At 60.4% G+C, this 15,879-nt stretch carries 19 protein-coding genes and 1 pseudogene; 11 read left to right on the top strand and 9 right to left on the bottom strand.

Annotation, left to right across the window (positions count from 1 at the left end):
* From QWB57_RS03935 to QWB57_RS03945, 3 genes and pseudogenes are all read right to left on the bottom strand, one after another.
* Nucleotides 1-686: pseudogene (locus QWB57_RS03935) on the bottom strand (hypothetical protein); the annotation flags it as partial.
* Nucleotides 683-1,156 (bottom strand): type IV pilus modification protein PilV, encoded by a 474-nt coding sequence (gene pilV, locus QWB57_RS03940; RefSeq protein WP_288968434.1) that lies wholly within the window; start codon nt 1,154-1,156, stop codon nt 683-685. The pseudogene QWB57_RS03935 and the gene pilV, both read right to left, overlap by 4 nt.
* On the bottom strand, nt 1,153-1,593 hold the full coding sequence (locus QWB57_RS03945; protein ID WP_288968436.1) for a GspH/FimT family pseudopilin: 441 nt from the start codon (nt 1,591-1,593) through the stop codon (nt 1,153-1,155). Before QWB57_RS03945 ends, pilV begins: the two co-directional genes overlap by 4 nt.
* A gap of 532 nt (nt 1,594-2,125) precedes the next feature.
* Between QWB57_RS03945 and QWB57_RS03950 the strand changes: the two genes are divergently transcribed.
* Both QWB57_RS03950 and QWB57_RS03955 read left to right on the top strand, forming a co-directional pair.
* Nucleotides 2,126-2,404: a type II toxin-antitoxin system RelE/ParE family toxin gene (locus QWB57_RS03950; RefSeq protein WP_288968437.1), complete on the top strand. Its 279-nt coding sequence runs from the start codon at nt 2,126-2,128 to the stop codon at nt 2,402-2,404.
* A gap of 5 nt (nt 2,405-2,409) precedes the next feature.
* On the top strand, nt 2,410-2,697 hold the full coding sequence (locus tag QWB57_RS03955) for a HigA family addiction module antitoxin (protein ID WP_288968438.1): 288 nt from the start codon (nt 2,410-2,412) through the stop codon (nt 2,695-2,697).
* Nucleotides 2,698-2,722: 25 nt separating this feature from the next.
* Here QWB57_RS03955 and rimO read toward each other — a convergent pair whose 3' ends face one another.
* Nucleotides 2,723-4,054 (bottom strand): 30S ribosomal protein S12 methylthiotransferase RimO, encoded by a 1,332-nt coding sequence (rimO, locus tag QWB57_RS03960; RefSeq protein ID WP_288968439.1) that lies wholly within the window; start codon nt 4,052-4,054, stop codon nt 2,723-2,725.
* A gap of 182 nt (nt 4,055-4,236) precedes the next feature.
* Here rimO and QWB57_RS03965 point away from each other — a divergent pair, with 182 nt between their 5' ends.
* The 3 genes from QWB57_RS03965 (at nt 4,237) to QWB57_RS03975 (ending at nt 7,150) form a co-directional block, all read left to right on the top strand.
* On the top strand, nt 4,237-4,902 hold the full coding sequence (locus QWB57_RS03965; protein ID WP_288968441.1) for a dienelactone hydrolase family protein: 666 nt from the start codon (nt 4,237-4,239) through the stop codon (nt 4,900-4,902).
* On the top strand, nt 4,899-5,309 hold the full coding sequence (locus QWB57_RS03970) for an HIT domain-containing protein (RefSeq protein WP_223627523.1): 411 nt from the start codon (nt 4,899-4,901) through the stop codon (nt 5,307-5,309). The genes QWB57_RS03965 and QWB57_RS03970 overlap by 4 nt, the downstream gene beginning before the upstream one ends.
* Before the next feature lie 68 nt (nt 5,310-5,377).
* Nucleotides 5,378-7,150, top strand: a complete 1,773-nt coding sequence (locus tag QWB57_RS03975) for a DUF885 domain-containing protein (protein ID WP_223627521.1) — start codon at nt 5,378-5,380, stop codon at nt 7,148-7,150.
* Nucleotides 7,151-7,165: 15 nt separating this feature from the next.
* On the opposite strand, the gene QWB57_RS03980 is transcribed toward QWB57_RS03975, so the two are convergent.
* Both QWB57_RS03980 and QWB57_RS03985 read right to left on the bottom strand, forming a co-directional pair.
* Nucleotides 7,166-8,836, bottom strand: coding sequence for a M1 family metallopeptidase (locus tag QWB57_RS03980; RefSeq protein ID WP_288968444.1), 1,671 nt, complete (start codon nt 8,834-8,836; stop codon nt 7,166-7,168).
* 272 nt (nt 8,837-9,108) lie between these two features.
* Complete coding sequence (locus QWB57_RS03985) at nt 9,109-9,981, bottom strand: hypothetical protein (protein ID WP_223627517.1); 873 nt, start codon at nt 9,979-9,981, stop codon at nt 9,109-9,111.
* 9 nt (nt 9,982-9,990) lie between these two features.
* Here QWB57_RS03985 and QWB57_RS03990 point away from each other — a divergent pair, with 9 nt between their 5' ends.
* Nucleotides 9,991-10,476, top strand: coding sequence for a hypothetical protein (locus QWB57_RS03990; protein ID WP_223627515.1), 486 nt, complete (start codon nt 9,991-9,993; stop codon nt 10,474-10,476).
* A gap of 51 nt (nt 10,477-10,527) precedes the next feature.
* On the opposite strand, the gene QWB57_RS03995 is transcribed toward QWB57_RS03990, so the two are convergent.
* Together QWB57_RS03995 and QWB57_RS04000 are read right to left on the bottom strand one after the other, a co-directional pair.
* Nucleotides 10,528-10,794 (bottom strand): DksA/TraR family C4-type zinc finger protein, encoded by a 267-nt coding sequence (locus QWB57_RS03995; RefSeq protein ID WP_223627513.1) that lies wholly within the window; start codon nt 10,792-10,794, stop codon nt 10,528-10,530.
* Between the two features lie 617 nt (nt 10,795-11,411).
* Nucleotides 11,412-11,573 carry a hypothetical protein gene (locus QWB57_RS04000; RefSeq protein ID WP_223627511.1) on the bottom strand — a complete coding sequence of 54 codons (162 nt, stop codon included), beginning with the start codon at nt 11,571-11,573 and terminating at the stop codon, nt 11,412-11,414.
* Between the two features lie 25 nt (nt 11,574-11,598).
* On the opposite strand from QWB57_RS04000, the gene QWB57_RS04005 reads away from it, so the two are divergent.
* The 5 genes from QWB57_RS04005 to QWB57_RS04025 all read left to right on the top strand — a co-directional run bounded on the left by QWB57_RS04005 (nt 11,599) and on the right by QWB57_RS04025 (nt 15,180).
* On the top strand, nt 11,599-11,976 hold the full coding sequence (locus QWB57_RS04005) for a GGDEF domain-containing protein (RefSeq protein WP_288968469.1): 378 nt from the start codon (nt 11,599-11,601) through the stop codon (nt 11,974-11,976).
* A gap of 29 nt (nt 11,977-12,005) precedes the next feature.
* Entirely contained in the window at nt 12,006-12,131 is a 126-nt protein-coding gene (locus QWB57_RS04010; RefSeq protein ID WP_263296630.1) for a hypothetical protein, read from the top strand.
* Between the two features lie 100 nt (nt 12,132-12,231).
* Entirely contained in the window at nt 12,232-12,618 is a 387-nt protein-coding gene (locus QWB57_RS04015; RefSeq protein WP_288968447.1) for a BlaI/MecI/CopY family transcriptional regulator, read from the top strand.
* Complete coding sequence (locus tag QWB57_RS04020; protein ID WP_288968448.1) at nt 12,611-14,527, top strand: M56 family metallopeptidase; 1,917 nt, start codon at nt 12,611-12,613, stop codon at nt 14,525-14,527. The genes QWB57_RS04015 and QWB57_RS04020 overlap by 8 nt, the downstream gene beginning before the upstream one ends.
* Nucleotides 14,528-14,631: 104 nt before the next feature.
* Nucleotides 14,632-15,180, top strand: a complete 549-nt coding sequence (locus QWB57_RS04025) for a peroxiredoxin (RefSeq protein ID WP_288968450.1) — start codon at nt 14,632-14,634, stop codon at nt 15,178-15,180.
* 38 nt (nt 15,181-15,218) lie between these two features.
* Here QWB57_RS04025 and QWB57_RS04030 read toward each other — a convergent pair whose 3' ends face one another.
* Nucleotides 15,219-15,800: a DUF6151 family protein gene (locus tag QWB57_RS04030; protein ID WP_288968452.1), complete on the bottom strand. Its 582-nt coding sequence runs from the start codon at nt 15,798-15,800 to the stop codon at nt 15,219-15,221.
* Nucleotides 15,801-15,879: the final 79 nt, after the last annotated feature.

Genomic DNA, 15,879 nt, shown 5'->3' on the forward strand with positions numbered 1-15,879 from the left:
ATGGCTGTGACGCCAGGTACAACTGCCTGTGCTGTCCCATTGCGATCTACATAAAGGGAACCAGCATTTAAATACCAACGTGTACTACGGAATTTGGCCGCCGAAACCGTGGCTTCCGGTGCAATATTCGGGTCATAAATCGGAGCGGGTGTTGCGGGACTGAACGTCAGTGTGTTTGTTGCGTCATTCACGCCACTCGCGCCAATAGTCACCACATACATCAATGTTGCGTTACAAAGTACTAATTTATCATTGCCTTTGAACGCATCTGAAAGTTTCCATCCCGATGGCAAGGTGGGTGGGGTCAAGGTGACTGTGCTCGTGGTCGCGGCATTGATTTGATAGGACGTGTCATCCCCCGAGAGAACCGTAAACTCACTGGCAGTCCCAGTGATCGGCGTTGTCATCAATGCTGTCTCGTCCGTCGTGTAACTGTGTTCTTCATCAGGGCGTGCCATTTTGGAACACGCCGTACCTCCCGCTGCGCGGATATCACGCGACATTATTTCATACGCTGCGCGCGCACCTTCTTGAATGCGGTTTTGGCCTTCATTAGCACTGAATGTGCGCTGATTGGATTGAAAAACGGCAATCGCAGCACCCAAGACCAGCAGGCCCAAGACCATCGCGATCATGAGCTCAATCAGACCAAAACCTGCAAGTGCTGGCTTGTAATTGCGGCTCATATCCGCGCCTCCGTGCTCATTTGCCGAGTCTGACCACCGCCTGCGCGACGGTCATCCCACTGCACGGTGATCCTGTAATTTCCACCTGCCAGGCCTTCGATTTTCCCGCATGTTGTGGTATCGCCCACTCCACTGCCAACGGTGGCCTTTAAGTTACTCACCCATGCATTGATGTCATTTGTTGCCACGGTAGCCCCTGCGGCCGGAACAGTACCGCAAGAGCCAGTGCCATCATAAATATAGCTACTGACGTTTCCTGCATTGGCGCGCATGGATTCAATGATGGAGTTTGATGCCATGACAGCTTGTGTACTTTCTAGTGAACCTTGCCCACCCCGAATTGCTAGCGACTGCATCGCAGCAATGCCCAATAAACCGACTGCCAATATCAATAACGATACCATCACCTCGATCAGGCTAATGCCGCGTATTTGGCGTGACGTTGCCCCAGAGAATACTGGCCGATTCATGCACAAGCTCCTTTGGTAACAGTGACTACGCCACTTACTAAGACTAAAAGACACCGCTTATTGCCCGATATCCCGACTTCAACTTTTTGTTGGGTGTCGATCAAGCCCGATGGTTTGTACTCAATGCCAGCAGCCGGGCCGGTAATTACCATGCTGCCGCTGACCGCGGTATCACGAATGACATCGTTGGTCGGGGTTGCAAGTGTGTTGTCCAGCCCGAAAACCGTCCAATTGGCCCATGTGGTGCTGCCGCTGCAAACACCGCCAGTGCCGCCACAAACAGTAACCCGAGCGTTACGGCGAATGGCTTCTGCTCGAGCCAATTGCAGCGCGCTAACCATCTCTTCGGTTTGCCCAGTGACCCGGCTGTTGTCGATCATGCCACTCATGCTAGGCGCAGCAATCGCGGCCAAGATTCCGATGACTGCGACGGTCACCATCAACTCCACCAAGGTAAACCCCCGGGCGGGCTTGGCGCTTCTTTGTAAGGGCTGTTGTAACAACGGGGCGTCCTCGCTTTTTGGCGAGTCAACCTTAACGGGGGGACAACCGGGATGCCAGCAATGACCGACGGACGGCCGCAGGGCGGGGGTGGGCGGTTTTGGGGGGTGCAGCTTCGCGGCGCGGCTTGGCTCTTGCGCCCGGTTGCCAGTTGCTCATTCCGGTTGCAATGGCTGCAAAGATCAGACGCGCCTCATTGAACGCCTGCAAGTGCTCCCCCTCCTAAACCCAAGCCGCGACACATATATCCAAGCTGCGATGCTCCGCAACACATGCAGACGCAACGGCGTGCAGATCGGCACGATTGACGCAGTCATTGCACAGCTCTGCATCGAACATGATCTTTCACTGCTCACAGCTGACAACGACTTCATACATGCTGCCCGTTTCGTGCCTTTAAGGCTGGCAGCCTGACATGTCATAGATGAGCCGCTTGTTGCATGGTGCGCAACGTGATACGTTGGCTACATGATCAAGACCTTTCGGCATAAAGGCTTGCGGCGTCTGTATGAGACTGGAATCACATCAGGCGTTCAAGCTAATCATGCCAAACGACTCAGGTTGCAGTTGACCGCTCTCGACACCGCTCAGGCCATTGAAGACATGGATATCCCAGGATTTCGACTTCACCCCTTGAAAGGCGAAATGCGAGGTCGCTGGTCAATTACCGTCAACGGCAACTGGCGCATCACCTTTGAGTTCCAAGACGGCAACGCTTACGTGCTGGATTATGAGGACTACCACTAATGACTATGCACAATCCCCCTCACCCCGGTGAGTTCATCGCTGGCATCTACCTTGAACCTAACGGGATTAGCGGTCGTGTGCTGGCCGAGAAGCTCGGTGTTGCTGCATCAACGCTTAGCCGTGTTCTAAACGGCACAGGCCGTATTTCGCCTGAAATGGCACTACGCCTCGCCAAGGCGATCGGCCGCTCCCCCGAGAGTTGGCTCGCCATGCAGGACGCACATGATCTTTGGCTTGCACGTCAGTCCGTTGACCTGCACGGTGTAGGCAAGCTCAAGCTCGCGGCAGCCTAACAATTCGTTCAAGCCAAACCCGCGCTCAAGCGTTGTACTCCACCTCGCCATACAGGTCGTGCTCGTCGCTGCCCATGATCCGCACTTGCACAAATTCACCGGGGCGCAGGCCGGCTTCGCGGCCATCTTGAATTTGCACCAGGCCGTCGATTTCCGGGGCGTCGGCTTTGCTGCGGGCGATGGCCAGTTCGCCATCGATGGCATCCACGATGCAAGTCTGCACGCTGCCGACTTTGGCTTCGAGTTTGGTGGCGGAAATGTCAGCCTGCCGTTGCATGAAGCGGGCAAGGCGCTCCTGCTTCACGGCTTCGGGCACGGGGTTGGGCAGGTCGTTGGCTTTGGCGCCGGTGACCGGCGAATAGGCGAACGCGCCGACGCGGTCGAGCTGGGCTTCGTCAAGGAAGTCCAGCAGGTCTTCGAATTCCTGTTCGGTCTCGCCGGGGAAGCCGACAATGAAGGTGCTGCGGAGGGTCAGCTCCGGGCAAATGTTGCGCCAGTTGTGGATGCGCTCCAGCGTTTTATCCACCGCGCCGGGGCGTTTCATGAGTTTGAGAATGCGCGGGCTGGCGTGCTGGAACGGGATATCCAGATACGGCAGGAGTTTGCCATCGGCCATCAGCGGAATCACGTCGTCCACGTGCGGGTACGGATAGACGTAATGCAGGCGCGTCCACACGCCCAGCTCCGACAAGCCTTCGCACAGCGCCTTCATCCGGGTTTCGTACATGCCCGTGCGCCACAGCTTGGGGGCGTATTTCACATCCACGCCATAGGCGCTGGTGTCTTGCGAGACCACCAGCAATTCCTTGACCCCGCCGCGCACCAGCTTTTCCGCCTCGCGCAGCACCTCATCCACCGGTCGCGACACCAGATCGCCGCGCATCGACGGGATGATGCAAAAACTGCATCGATGATTGCAGCCTTCGGAAATTTTCAGATAGGCAAAGTGATGCGGGGTCAGCTTCAATCCGTAGTCGGGCAGCAAGTCCAGGAACGGGTCGTGCTTGGGTGGCAGCGCGGTGTGCACCGCTTCCATCACACTTTGATAATCCTGCGGGCCACTGATGGAGAGCACGCCAGGATGCGCCTGTCGGATGAGGTCGGCACGCTTGCCCAGGCAGCCTGTCACGATGACCTTGCCGTTTTCGGCCAGCGCCTCGCCGATGGTGTCCAGCGATTCGGCCACCGCGCTGTCGATGAAGCCGCAAGTGTTGACCACCACCACGTCGGCATCGTCATAGGTTTGCACCAAGTCGTAGCCTTCCACCTTGAGCTGGGTGAGGATGCGCTCGGAATCCACCAAGGCTTTGGGGCAGCCGAGGCTGACGAAACCGACTTTGGGCTGCTGCAAGGACATGGCGCGACTACTGGAAAAGGTGCGAAATTATACGCGGTGCGGCTGAATGCTCTGGCGAAGGCGTGAGGCCCCCAACTTTATTGCGCGGCGGCGCCTACCGCCGGGTGATCGCTCCGCGGCTCAAATGCCGCTACGCGATTCACCCGACGGTCTCGCCACCGTCCGTATGACTGGAGAACCGCATGGGCGATTGGCAAACCCTCTATACCCCCTGCGGTGCCGTGCAGGCATGGCTGGCCAAGCCCGATCACGCACCACGTGGGGCGGTGGTGGTGGCGCACGAGATTTTCGGCTTGCTGCCGCACTATCTGCAGGTTTGTGCGCGGCTGGCGCAGGCGGGGTTTATTGCGCTGGCACCGGCGTATTTCGACCTGATCGAACCCGGCCTGGTGCTGCCAACCGATCAGGCCGGCGCTGACCGCGGGCGAAGCATCGTCAACCAGCTTGGCCTGGACTGCGGGCTGGACGCCACCGACACCGCCGCGCAGCTGCTGGCGCGCGAAGGACACAAGGTCGGCGTGCTGGGCTTTTCCTGGGGCGGCACCGTGGCGCTGCTGGCCGCCACCCGGCTGGGCCTGCCGGCGGTGAGCTATTACGCCACGCGCAATCCGCCGTTTCTGGATGAACCTGCGGGCGCGCCCTTGATGCTCCATTTCGGCACGCTGGATGCGGCGATCCCGCCGGCCACCATCGACCTGCACCGGCAGAAGCAGCCACAGGCCCAGGTCTTTGTCTATGCGGATGCCGACCACGCCTTCAACCGCGACCCTGACCCCCCCTACCACGCCGATGCTGCGGCGCTGGCGTGGAGGCGTACACTGGCCTTCTTCACGGAGCATCTGCGATGAACGCTTGGCATCTGCATCCGCAACTGGCTGATGACAGCACACCCGTCATCGAATTGGCATTGTGCGAAGTGCGCTTGATGGACGACGCCAACCACCCATGGTTGATCTTGATTCCCAAAGTGGCCGATGCAGTGGAAATCATCGACCTCAGCCCTGCGCAGCGCACCCAGCTGACGGCTGAAATCGACACCGCTGCACGCGCACTCAAAGCCCTCTTCAAACCCGACAAACTCAACGTGGCTGCCCTGGGCAACTTGGTGCCGCAGCTGCATGTGCATGTGATTGCGCGCTACCACACCGATATCGCCTGGCCGCGTCCGGTGTGGGGGGCCGCCAACGCCTGCCCGTATGCGCCCGAACAACTGGTAGATCGCGTGCGCCAGTTGCGTACGCAACTGGCGCGTTGAGTTCTGCCCGCAAGTACTGCCGTGTGTACTGCCAGAATTACCGCCCTTCCAACCTTTCGGAGCTTGTGATGCAAACGCTGCACGCCTTGACCCTGACTGCCTGCATCACTGCCGCTTTGGCCGCTTGCCAGCCGCATGCCGCCGCACCCGACGCAACCGCCACAACCGCAACCGGTGCCCGGCAAAACACCGCGCTGGAAACGGCGGTCAATGCCTTCATTGATGGCTACTTCCAGCGCAACCCTGTATTTGCCGCCAACGCCGGCAAGCACGAATACGACGGCAAGCTGCCCGACTACAGCCCCGCCGGGCTCAAGGCCAATGCCGATTGGCTGCACGCGCAGCGCGCTGCCTTCGCCGCGTTCACCGATGCGCAATTGGACGCGCAGGGCCGCTTTCATCGCGACTACGCGCTGGCGGTGATCGACGGCGCGCTGTTCTGGCTGGAGGACTCGGGCTTTGCGTACAACAACCCCTCGTTCTACACCGGCGACCTGTCGCCGAGCATGTATCTGACGCGCCCCTACGCGCCGCTGGCGCAGCGCATGGACGCTTTCATCCGCTATCAGGAAGCGCTGCCCAAGGCGATCGAGCAGATCAAAGCCAATTTCAAATTGCCACTGCCCGCCTCGTACATTGATCTGGGTGTGGATGCGTTTGCCGGCTATGCCAGCTTCTTCGCCAGCGATGTGCCATCGATCTTTGCCGAAGTGAAAGACAGCACCTTGCAGACGCGACTGACAGCCAGCAACGCGGCTGCAATCAAAGCCACCCAAGCCATGGCCGACTGGCTGAAGGCGCAGCGCCCGCAAGCCACGCAAAACTTTGCACTGGGTGCCGAAAAATTCGCGAAAATGCTGTATGCCACCGAGCGTGTGGACATCCCGCTGGATCAGCTCAAAGCCGCAGCCGAAGCCGATCTGGCACGTAATCTTGCGGCGCTGAAGAGCGCCTGCGAGCAGTACGCCGCAGGCAAGACCTTGCAGCAATGCGTGGCAAAAGAAGCCGCCGACAAACCCAGCGGCGGCGCAGTGGAAGGTGCGCGCGCACAACTGGCCACGCTGCGGCAATTTATCCTCGACAAGGATCTGGTGACCATCCCCGGCCCGGAGCAGGCCAAGGTGGAAGAAGCACCACCGTTCAATCGCTGGAATTTTGCCTATATCGAAATTCCCGGCCCGTATGAAAAGAATTTGCCGTCGGTGTATTACATCGCACCGCCCGATCCCAAATGGACGAAGGCCGAACAGGACGCCTATGTACCCGGCAAGGATGTATTGCTGTTTACCTCATCGCATGAAGTCTGGCCCGGCCACTTCCTGCAATTCCTGCATTCCAACCGTTCGGACTGGAGGTTTGGCCAACTGTTTGTGGGCTATGCCTTCGCCGAAGGCTGGGCGCACTACACCGAGGAGATGATGTTCGATGCCGGCTTGGGGGATGCCAGCCCGGAAGCACATATCGGCCAACTCAGCGAGGCGCTGCTGCGCGATGTGCGCTTTGTCTCTGCGATTGGCCTGCACACCGGCGGCATGAGCATGGCCGAATCTGAAACCATGTTCCGCGAGAAAGGCCTGCAAGACCCCGGCAACGCCCGCCAACAGGCGGCACGTGGCACCTATGATCCGGCGTACCTCAATTACACACTGGGCAAGCTGATGATCATGCAACTGCGCGACGACTGGACACGCGACAAAGGTGGACGCACCGCATGGAAGCAATTCCACGACGCATTCCTGGGCTTTGGCGGCCCACCGATTCCGCTGGTGCGCGCGCAGATGCTGGGCGGCAAAGCCGAAGCCAAGCTGTGGTCAGCCGCCATGCCGGCTGTGCCGAATTAATTCGGCCGCAGGGCATCAAGGTTTGCGCGCCATCACTTTGGCGCGCTCAGCCATGTCTTTTTGATAGTCCGCCATATACGGCAGATCACGCAGCACTTTGGAGTGCGGATCCAGCGTGTAGCTTTCATCGCCAGTCATCGCCACTTGCCCCTGCCCGCCCGTCATCGGCACCTCCAGCACACGTTGCCCCACGCGCACTTGCACCGGCATGGGGAAAGGCTTGTCGCCTTCGGTCACCCAGCGCAATTGCAACGTGTTGCCGCTGCGGCTGGCCTGTAGCGCCGGCAATTTCACCGAGCGCAAATAGACATCGAAAAACCAGCCATAGTCCTTGCCAGTAATGCGATTGACGATGGCTACAAAGTCTCGGGTTGCGGCATACCGAGGCTTGAAATTACCCGGGCGCGGGGTGTCGGTGCCATACACCAGTTCACGCGTGGCACGCAAAAAATCGACATCGCCAATCAATCCGCGCAAGGTGTGCAACATCAATGCGCCTTTGTAATACACATCATTGCCGGGCCCACGGCTGGCGTCGGAGACATCTTTTTCCGTCATCGTGTGTCCGGCCACCACCGGATGGCGCAACATGAGTACTTGCCGCATCTTCATCAATGCGGCCATGTATTCCATGTCACCGCGCAGCCATTGCAAATACAACGGCTGCATGTAGGTGCCAAAGCCTTCGTGCAACCAGAAATCATCCCAATCCACATTGGTCAATTGATTGCCAAACCACTCGTGTGCGAATTCGTGTTGCAGCAGCCAGTCGTAGCCGGTTTCCGACTTTTTGTAGTCATTGCCATACGCGTTGATGGTTTGGTGTTCCATGCCCAGATAGGGGGTTTCCACCACGCCCATTTTTTCATCGGCAAACGGATATGGGCCGATGGTTTCCTCGAAGAAATCCAGCATCGGCGCAAATTCCGCAAACAAGCCCTCAGCCTTGCTCTTGTTGCCTTTCAGATACCAGAAACGCAGCGGGATGGTATTGCCAAAGCGCGATGTGTAGTCCGCCTGCAATAACTCGTACGGGCCGATATTCAAGGCGATGGCGTAGGTATCCGGCAGCTTGGCGCGCCATTGATAGGTGCGCCAGCCGTTCTTTTCCTGCATCCCCTCGGCCACGCCATTGCTGGCCGCCACCAAGGGAGCAGGTACGCTGATGTGCTGCACCACGACTTGCGGCTTGCCCATCGGGTGGTCAATGCACGGCCACAACAAATCGCAGCCCTCGCCCTGTACCGCCGTACCCACCCACGGCTCACCGGTGGGAGCCTTGGCCCAAACGATGCCGCCATCCCACGGCGCCTTGCTGGCCGCGTGCGGGTGACCGGCATAACGAATACGGACACTCACTTTCGCGCCAGCAGCCAAGGGCTTGGCCAGTGCAATCGTCATCCGCCCTTCCGGGTTGCTCCAGCGTGCGGGCTTGCCGTCCACGTCCACCACATCCACGCTGTAATTGCGATCCAGATCCAACACCAACGCATTGACACTGCCGGTCAGTTGCAACTGCAAACGGGCATCGGCATCCAGCCATTGCCGTGCCGGATCCACCTTGAACGAAAGATCAGCCAAAGCAATCGTGGTGGCCAGCTGCTCCGGTGCGCGCGGCAAGCCGGTGGCCCGCGTGATCGCGGTCAGCTCGGATTGCTGGGCATGCGCGGCAGGAAGCGCGGCCATGACAATGGCAAGCACTGCAACAGATGGAAACTGGGACATGAGGGCGTTCCAATGGAAAGGCCGTTACCTTGGCACGAACGGGCAGCAACTCATCACTGCCTTAGGTCATGCACGCAGGCTGAAGCCCCGCTTCACAAAAAATGAATGGCCGCTTGCGGGTCTTTGCATGCAGGCAAAATATCAGCAACGATTCATCCGGAAAACCGCTTACTGCACGCAACGGCGCGAATGGTTCGCGCCTGGGGGACGAGACCATGAACCGCCAACCCGCCTTATCCAAAGTGTCTGCCGCCATACTCATGGCGATGCTTGGCTTTACTGTATTGACTCCAGCATTCGCCCATCCGCAAGATCAAGAACAATCGCAGGACAACCGTAGAGAACTTCGCGAGCAACGCCGCGCAGCGCGCGAGGAGGTGCGCAACGAAGTTCGCCGCGAAGCCCCCACACCGGCACGCAACAACGACAATGAAGCGCGCCGCGACCCGCCGGCGATCTCGCGCCGCGACAGCAATGTCGAAATGCCGCGCAATAACCTTCCGCGCAGCAGCGACAGCGAGCGCCGTGAGAACTGGGGTGAGCAGGCGCGCCAGCAACAGGAGCGCCAGCGTGAAACTCAACGCGATGCCCAGCAACAACGCCAGCAATGGCAAGCGCAACAGCAGCAACAGCGCGATGAAGCACGTGCACAAGACCAGCAGCGCGTGGAACAGCGCCGCATGGACGCCCAGCAGCGGTTTGCCGATCAGCGTGCCCAGGAGCAACGCGTTCAACAAGATCAGCGGGAGCAAGCGCAACGAGACCAAGACCGGCGTATTCAAGACCAGCAGCGCCGCACTGCCGAGCAACACGCAAACGAGCCCCGCAGCAACCCGGCGTGGGTAATGCAGCAGGCGATGAATCGCGAAGACCAGGAAAATCGCCGCCCCGGCAATCGCCCCGGCAATCGCCCCGGCAATGGGCAGGATAATCGCCCCGATTGGCAGGGCAATCGCGGCAATGATCGTAATGATCGCAATGATCGCGACAACCGCCACGACCGCATCCCCGACAACGAGCAGCAACGCCGGATTGAAGAACAACGCCGCCAGCAAGCGCAATGGCAGCGCGACGAATATCGTCGACGCAGTGACTACGACCGCCATAATCGCGAATTGGAACGCAGCCGCCGCAATGCCCAATACCGCTACCAGCAAGACTACTGGCGCCGTTGGCAAGCCGAGCAAGCACGCTGGAACGCACGCCGCTACAACTATTACAACGACCCGTTCTATTACACGCCGTACAACTATCGCTACAGCTACGGCGGCAGCTGGTATAGCACCAATAGTTATGGCGCGCAGATGTTGGAGCAAGCCATTCGCGATGGCTACCGGGAAGGCTGGTACGCAGGGCAAGCCGACCGTGCCGACCGCTGGCGCTTCGACTACAGCAACAACTACAGCTATATCGATGGCAGCTATGGCTACTATGGCCAGTACGTGAGCTACAACGACTACCGCTACTACTTTCGCCAAGGCTTTGAACGCGGCTATCGGGATGGTTATTACGGACGCTACCAATACGGCAGCTATCGCAATGGCGAGTCAATGATCCTGCCCGCCATCCTCGGCATGATCCTGGCCTTCAGCATCCACTGAGACATCCCCTGCTTACCCTGCAACGCCCGGCCGCAAGCCGGGCGTTTTTTGTCAGCGCAGTTGGCTATCCTTGCTGCCGCGCCGGTTGTAGCCGCCATTCGCTGCGGCATCCCGATCCTGCAGCTCCTGGCAGGCCACGCACAGGCGTACGCCGGCAATGGCTTTGCGACGCGCCTCCGGAATGGAGGCATCGCAATTTTCGCAATGCGCAAGGCTTGGCCCACTGGGCAGGCGGCTGCGAGCCCGCGCGATGCCGTCTTTGACGGTTGCATCGATCTGATCTTGTACCGCCCCATCACCTGCCCAACCGGTCGCCATGACGCCCTCGCAATTGCACCGCCGTTTGCCAAGGCTATCAGTTCGCACCCGCTGGCATTGCGGGCACGCTTTGCGCACACTTGGCCATCGTTGATGACTCAGATCAGGCAATGACGGAACGCGCACCCGCGATGCAAGAGCAACTGCCACCGTCGCAGCGCATGCAACGCCTGTACTTGCGCACCTATCGCTTGCGCACACTGGGCATGGGGCTGGGGATCCTTCCAGCGGCACTGGTCTTGCATGAACTACATGCCAGCTGGCCATCATGGGCGTGGATTGCGGTGTGTGGCCTGCTGTGGCCGCACTTGGCATTCCTGAAATCGCACCACAGCCCTGACCCAAGCACATCGGAGCTGCACAATTTCGTTATCGACTCGGCCTTGGCAGCCACCTTGCTACCGATCATGCACTTCAACCTGCTGCCGTCCGCGTTGCTGCTGACGGTCACCACCGCCGACAAGCTCAATACCGGCATTCGCGGCCTATGGTGGCGGTCATTGCTCGGGGCACTTGCTGCCCTGGTCATTGCGATTGGCATTTCCGGCCTGCATTTCGACATTCACACCAGCACCCCCGTACTGCTGGCCTGCTTGCCCTTGACGATGATCCACACCTTAGTGGTCAGTGCCAGCAGCTACCAGCTGATTCGAAAAGTGCAAAAAAACAATCAGGCGCTGGACGAACTCCGCCGCCGCGACAGCCTGACCGGGCTGCAAAGCCGCAGCCACTGGCAGGAGATGGCTGACCAGCAATTGCAGCGGCATGTGGCTGGCCACGCGTCCACCTTAGTTATTGATCGATGTGGACAGCTTCAAGCACATCAACGACACCTTTGGTCATATTGGTGGCGACGATCTCCTGCGTGGCATCGCACAGGTCATACTGGATACTCTGCCGCCCGGCAGCCATGCCGGGCGACTGGGGGGCGACGAGTTCGCAGTGACCCTGCCGCTGCCCGTCAGCGCAGCCCAGGATATTGCCGAACGCATCCGCGCCGGCATTGCGGCACTGCATTTTCCTGCTGATCCCAAGCTGAGCGGGTCGGTCAGCATTGGCCTGGCGGCACCGACGCAGGACTGCCACAACTTGCGGGCATGGATGGAGCTGGCAGATCGTGCTCTGTACCAAGCCAAAGCCGATGGCCGCAACCGCACGCAGGTCGCTGAAAGCGCTATCTGATCCCCTCTGCGGCAGTTGATGGTGATGCCATGCCCGCCAAGGGCAATGTGCTGCGCAGCCGGATGGCATTGGGTTTTTGCGATGACCGGATGGCTTGGCTTGAAGCCCATTTGCACAGCGCCAACCGTTCATCGGAAATAGAAATTATTTTCTAGACATTTTTTTCTAGCCGTGCTTTTCTAGACATGATCTTCTAGATTCACCCCCCGCCCCAGCGCTGCATCTCATCCACCACTGCACAGCCTCGGCCATCGCATGCCCACGCCCCGTTTGCCCAAACCTACCCCCGCTGAACTCGAATTGCTGCGCACGCTCTGGCAAATGGGCCCGTGTACGGCCAAACAGGTACATGAGGCACAGCAGCGTGAACGCCCCGAGCTGCCCTACGCCAACGTGTTGCGGCTGCTGCAGATCATGCACGGCAAGGGCCTGCTCAAGCGTGACGAACGCCAACGTGCGCACATCTATGCACCCACCCAAGCGCAAGGCTCATTGCAGAACAAATTGCTGGATGACTTCATCCATAAAGCCTTCGCCGGCTCTGGCAAGGCATTGGTGATGGCCGCATTGCGTGGTGGCCAGGTCAGTGCAGACGAGCGCGCCGAAATCCAGCGATTCCTGCGGGAGAACCACGATGCATGACGCGCTTATCCAGCTTGTGCCGGCACTGGGCGCAGCGCTGCTGCACTTTGTTTGGCAAGGCAGTTTGCTGGGCCTGTTGGCCGCGCTGGCATTGGCGCGGCTGGACAATGCCCGCCCGCACACACGCTACGCCGTGACGTGTGTGGCGTTGCTGGTCGCACTGCTGCTGCCCATCCTCACCTTGGCATGGCAGATCCTGCTGCCGGCAACCGCCAGCGCACCAGTGTTGGGACTCGCATTGGGCACCACGACATCGGCCATCGCACCGGCGCAGCAGCCGGCAGCGTGGCTGTCACTGGCCGCAAGCACCCCTGCGCGAATTGCCGACACCCTACCGTGGCTGGTTGCCTGCTGGGCGGCTGGTGCGGGGGCCCTGGCGCTGCGCATGTTCGCGGGTCTGTATTGGGTGGCGCGCCTGCGCCAACGCGCATGGGCCGAATCAACTGGCGTCTGGCAAGCCAGTGCCCACCGGATGGCCGTGCGCTTGGGCTTGCGTAGCGCAGTGCCAGTGCGATTGAGCAATGACACCGCCACGCCGCTGGCAGTGGGCTGGTGGCAGCCGATGGTGCTGTTGCCCGTATCGCTGGTACTGCACATGCCTGCGCCTTTGCTGGAAGCCCTGATTGCGCACGAATTGGCACATATCCGCCGCCACGATTATCTGGTCAACCTGCTGCAAGGCGTAGCCGAAACCTTGCTGTTCTATCACCCGGTGGTGTGGTGGCTGTCCCGCCGCATCCGCAACGAACGCGAGCTGATTGCCGATGCACTGGCCGCCAACGCGCTGGGTGACGGCCGCCGTTTGGCACTCGCTTTGGCAGAACTCGACCGCAGCTTCGATACCCCCACGCCCCCCCCCTGCTTTGCACCCGCCGCCCAAGGAGGCCAGCTCATGTCCCGCATCCAGCACCTGCTCCGCCCGCGTACAACCGCTGATATCAGCAGTCGCCTGCTGCCCCTGCTTGGCCTGCCCGTGATTGGATTGGCACTCGCCGGTGCCGGCTTGTACGCACACGCCAACAGCCCACACGCCGCGCCCGCAGCACACCCATCGCACAGCACACACCCGATGCCGCCGCCACCGCCCGCGCCACCGAAGCCACCTGCACCGCCCGCACCACCTGCACCCCCTGCGCCACCCGCACCACCTCCGCTGAAAGATGCCGTGAATATTGGCTTCCAGCGCGGTGATGACGGCTATGCCATGGTGCGCAAGGGCGAGACCCACTATCTCCTCGCCGGCGATCAGGACGATATGCGCATGGTGAAAAAATTACGCAGCACCATCGATGGCGACTTCCTGTTGGTGCGCAGGGGCAAGCAACATTTCGTACTGCGTGATGCTGCCCTGCTGGCACAAATCGAAACCGTATGGGCACCGCTGGATCCATTGAACAGCAAGATGGAAGCCCTGCAGGCAAGCATGCAGCCCCACCAACAGCACATGCACGAACTGCAAGCGGACATGGATCGTCAGGCCGCCTCTCTGCCCACCCCTGAAGTGAACCAAGCCAGCGCCCAGTTGGATGCGTTGGCCTCGCGCCAGGGCGCACTGGCGACACAACAAGCCGCACTCGCCCAGCGCGCACGCAAAGCCAGTGAAGCCGAACGTGACGGTCTGGCACGGCAAATGGATCACCTCTCGGCACAAATCGACGCCATCGCTGTACAGATGCAAGCGCAAAGCGCCATCATCGAATCCCGATCCAGTGCCGTGCAGCAGCAAAGCCAGCGCATGCAAGCCGTCGGCAACCGCATGCAAGCGGCCAGTCAACCGATGCAAGCCATCGGCAAGGAGATGCAAGCCGTTGGAACGCAAATCGAACACGCCGCCCACACAGCCGACAGCAAGACCCGGCAGTTGATCGAACATGCATTCGCACGCAGGCTGGCACAGCCGGTGGTCTGAGCGTGTGCATGCACGCGCCCCTGCCCTGCAGGGACGCGTTGCTCACCCAAACCCGACGCAACAGCGATACAGTGGCCAAGCCCATCTTTCTCTCGGAGCCCCCCATGCGCCGCATTGCCACGTTCGCCATCGCGCTTGCCCTTGCCACGCCCGCCCTTGCCGCACTGAAGCCCGGCACCCCCGCCCCTACATTCACTGCACCGGCGTTTTTGGCTGGCCAGCCGTTTACCTTCGATCTTGCCGCCACGCTGAAACAGGGCCCGGTGGTGGTGTACTTCTTTCCCGCCGCGTTCACCCCCGGCTGCAACGCCGAGGCCGCCGCGTTCTCGCAGGCTATCGACAAATTCAAGGCACGGGGTGTCAGCGTGATTGGGGTCACCGCCGGCAATGTGGAGCGCTTGGCTGAATTTTCGAAAGACACCGAAAAATGCGCCGGCAAATTCCCCGTCGCCGCCGATCCCGGCGCGAAAATCGCCAAGACCTTCGATGCCACCATGCTGCTGAAGCCGGATCTCGCCAGCCGCACGTCCTACTTGATCGGCAAGAACGGCCGCATCGCCGCAGAGTTTGATTCGATGAACCCCAACCAGCACGTCAAGCAAATGCTGGAGGCGGTGGCGGCGCTGCAAGGAAAGCCGGCGCAGAGGAAATAGCGCTATTCAAGCGGGCCTTTGCCGAAGCCCTGCGCAGTTCACCCGTCAGCCAAGGCCCGACGTTGCCCCAGCGACAACACCTGTGGCGCACGGATAGGCTGGCCATCGGCAGCAAACAACAGGGCATTGCGTCGGCCGCGCAGACGTGCGCTTGCGAGCTTGGTGACGATGCGCAAGGTGCCGGCCAACAGTGCCCCGCGAGTGGGATTGACTGCAGCGGTGGCCGATTCGGGGCTGATGATGGTGTGGCCCTGTGCGCCGCAACAGGCCGTCACGGCAGCCTCGGATTCGGCAATGGCGGCGACCGGCAGGCCGAGGTAATACAGCTTGGGGTTGCGCGGCACATTACCCAGCGGTGTGCGGCAGCAGCGCGCATACCAACGCAGCAAGCCACGCGGGCCCAGCGACATGCAGGCCAATTGATCCAGCCCCTGGGTGAAGCGCAGGCCATCCGGCGCCATCGCCACGATGTCACTGCCGCCCGCGGCATCCAACAACCCATCCCCACCCAACCAGCGCGCAAACGCCCGGCAATCGGCGCAATAGCACGTGGCGCGGGTGTAGCTGCGGGCAGGATTGAATTCACCCTGCACCTGTCCGCAACGGCATGACAGTTTCATTTGGCACTCCGGTATCGCCAGTGGTGTTGACCCACGATACTCGATGCGGGCGGACAAAAAAGTCGCGCCCGCATCACAT

The sequence above is a fragment of the uncultured Thermomonas sp. genome, assembly GCF_937872235.1.
GTDB classification, from domain to species: Bacteria; Pseudomonadota; Gammaproteobacteria; order Xanthomonadales; family Xanthomonadaceae; genus Thermomonas; species Thermomonas beijingensis.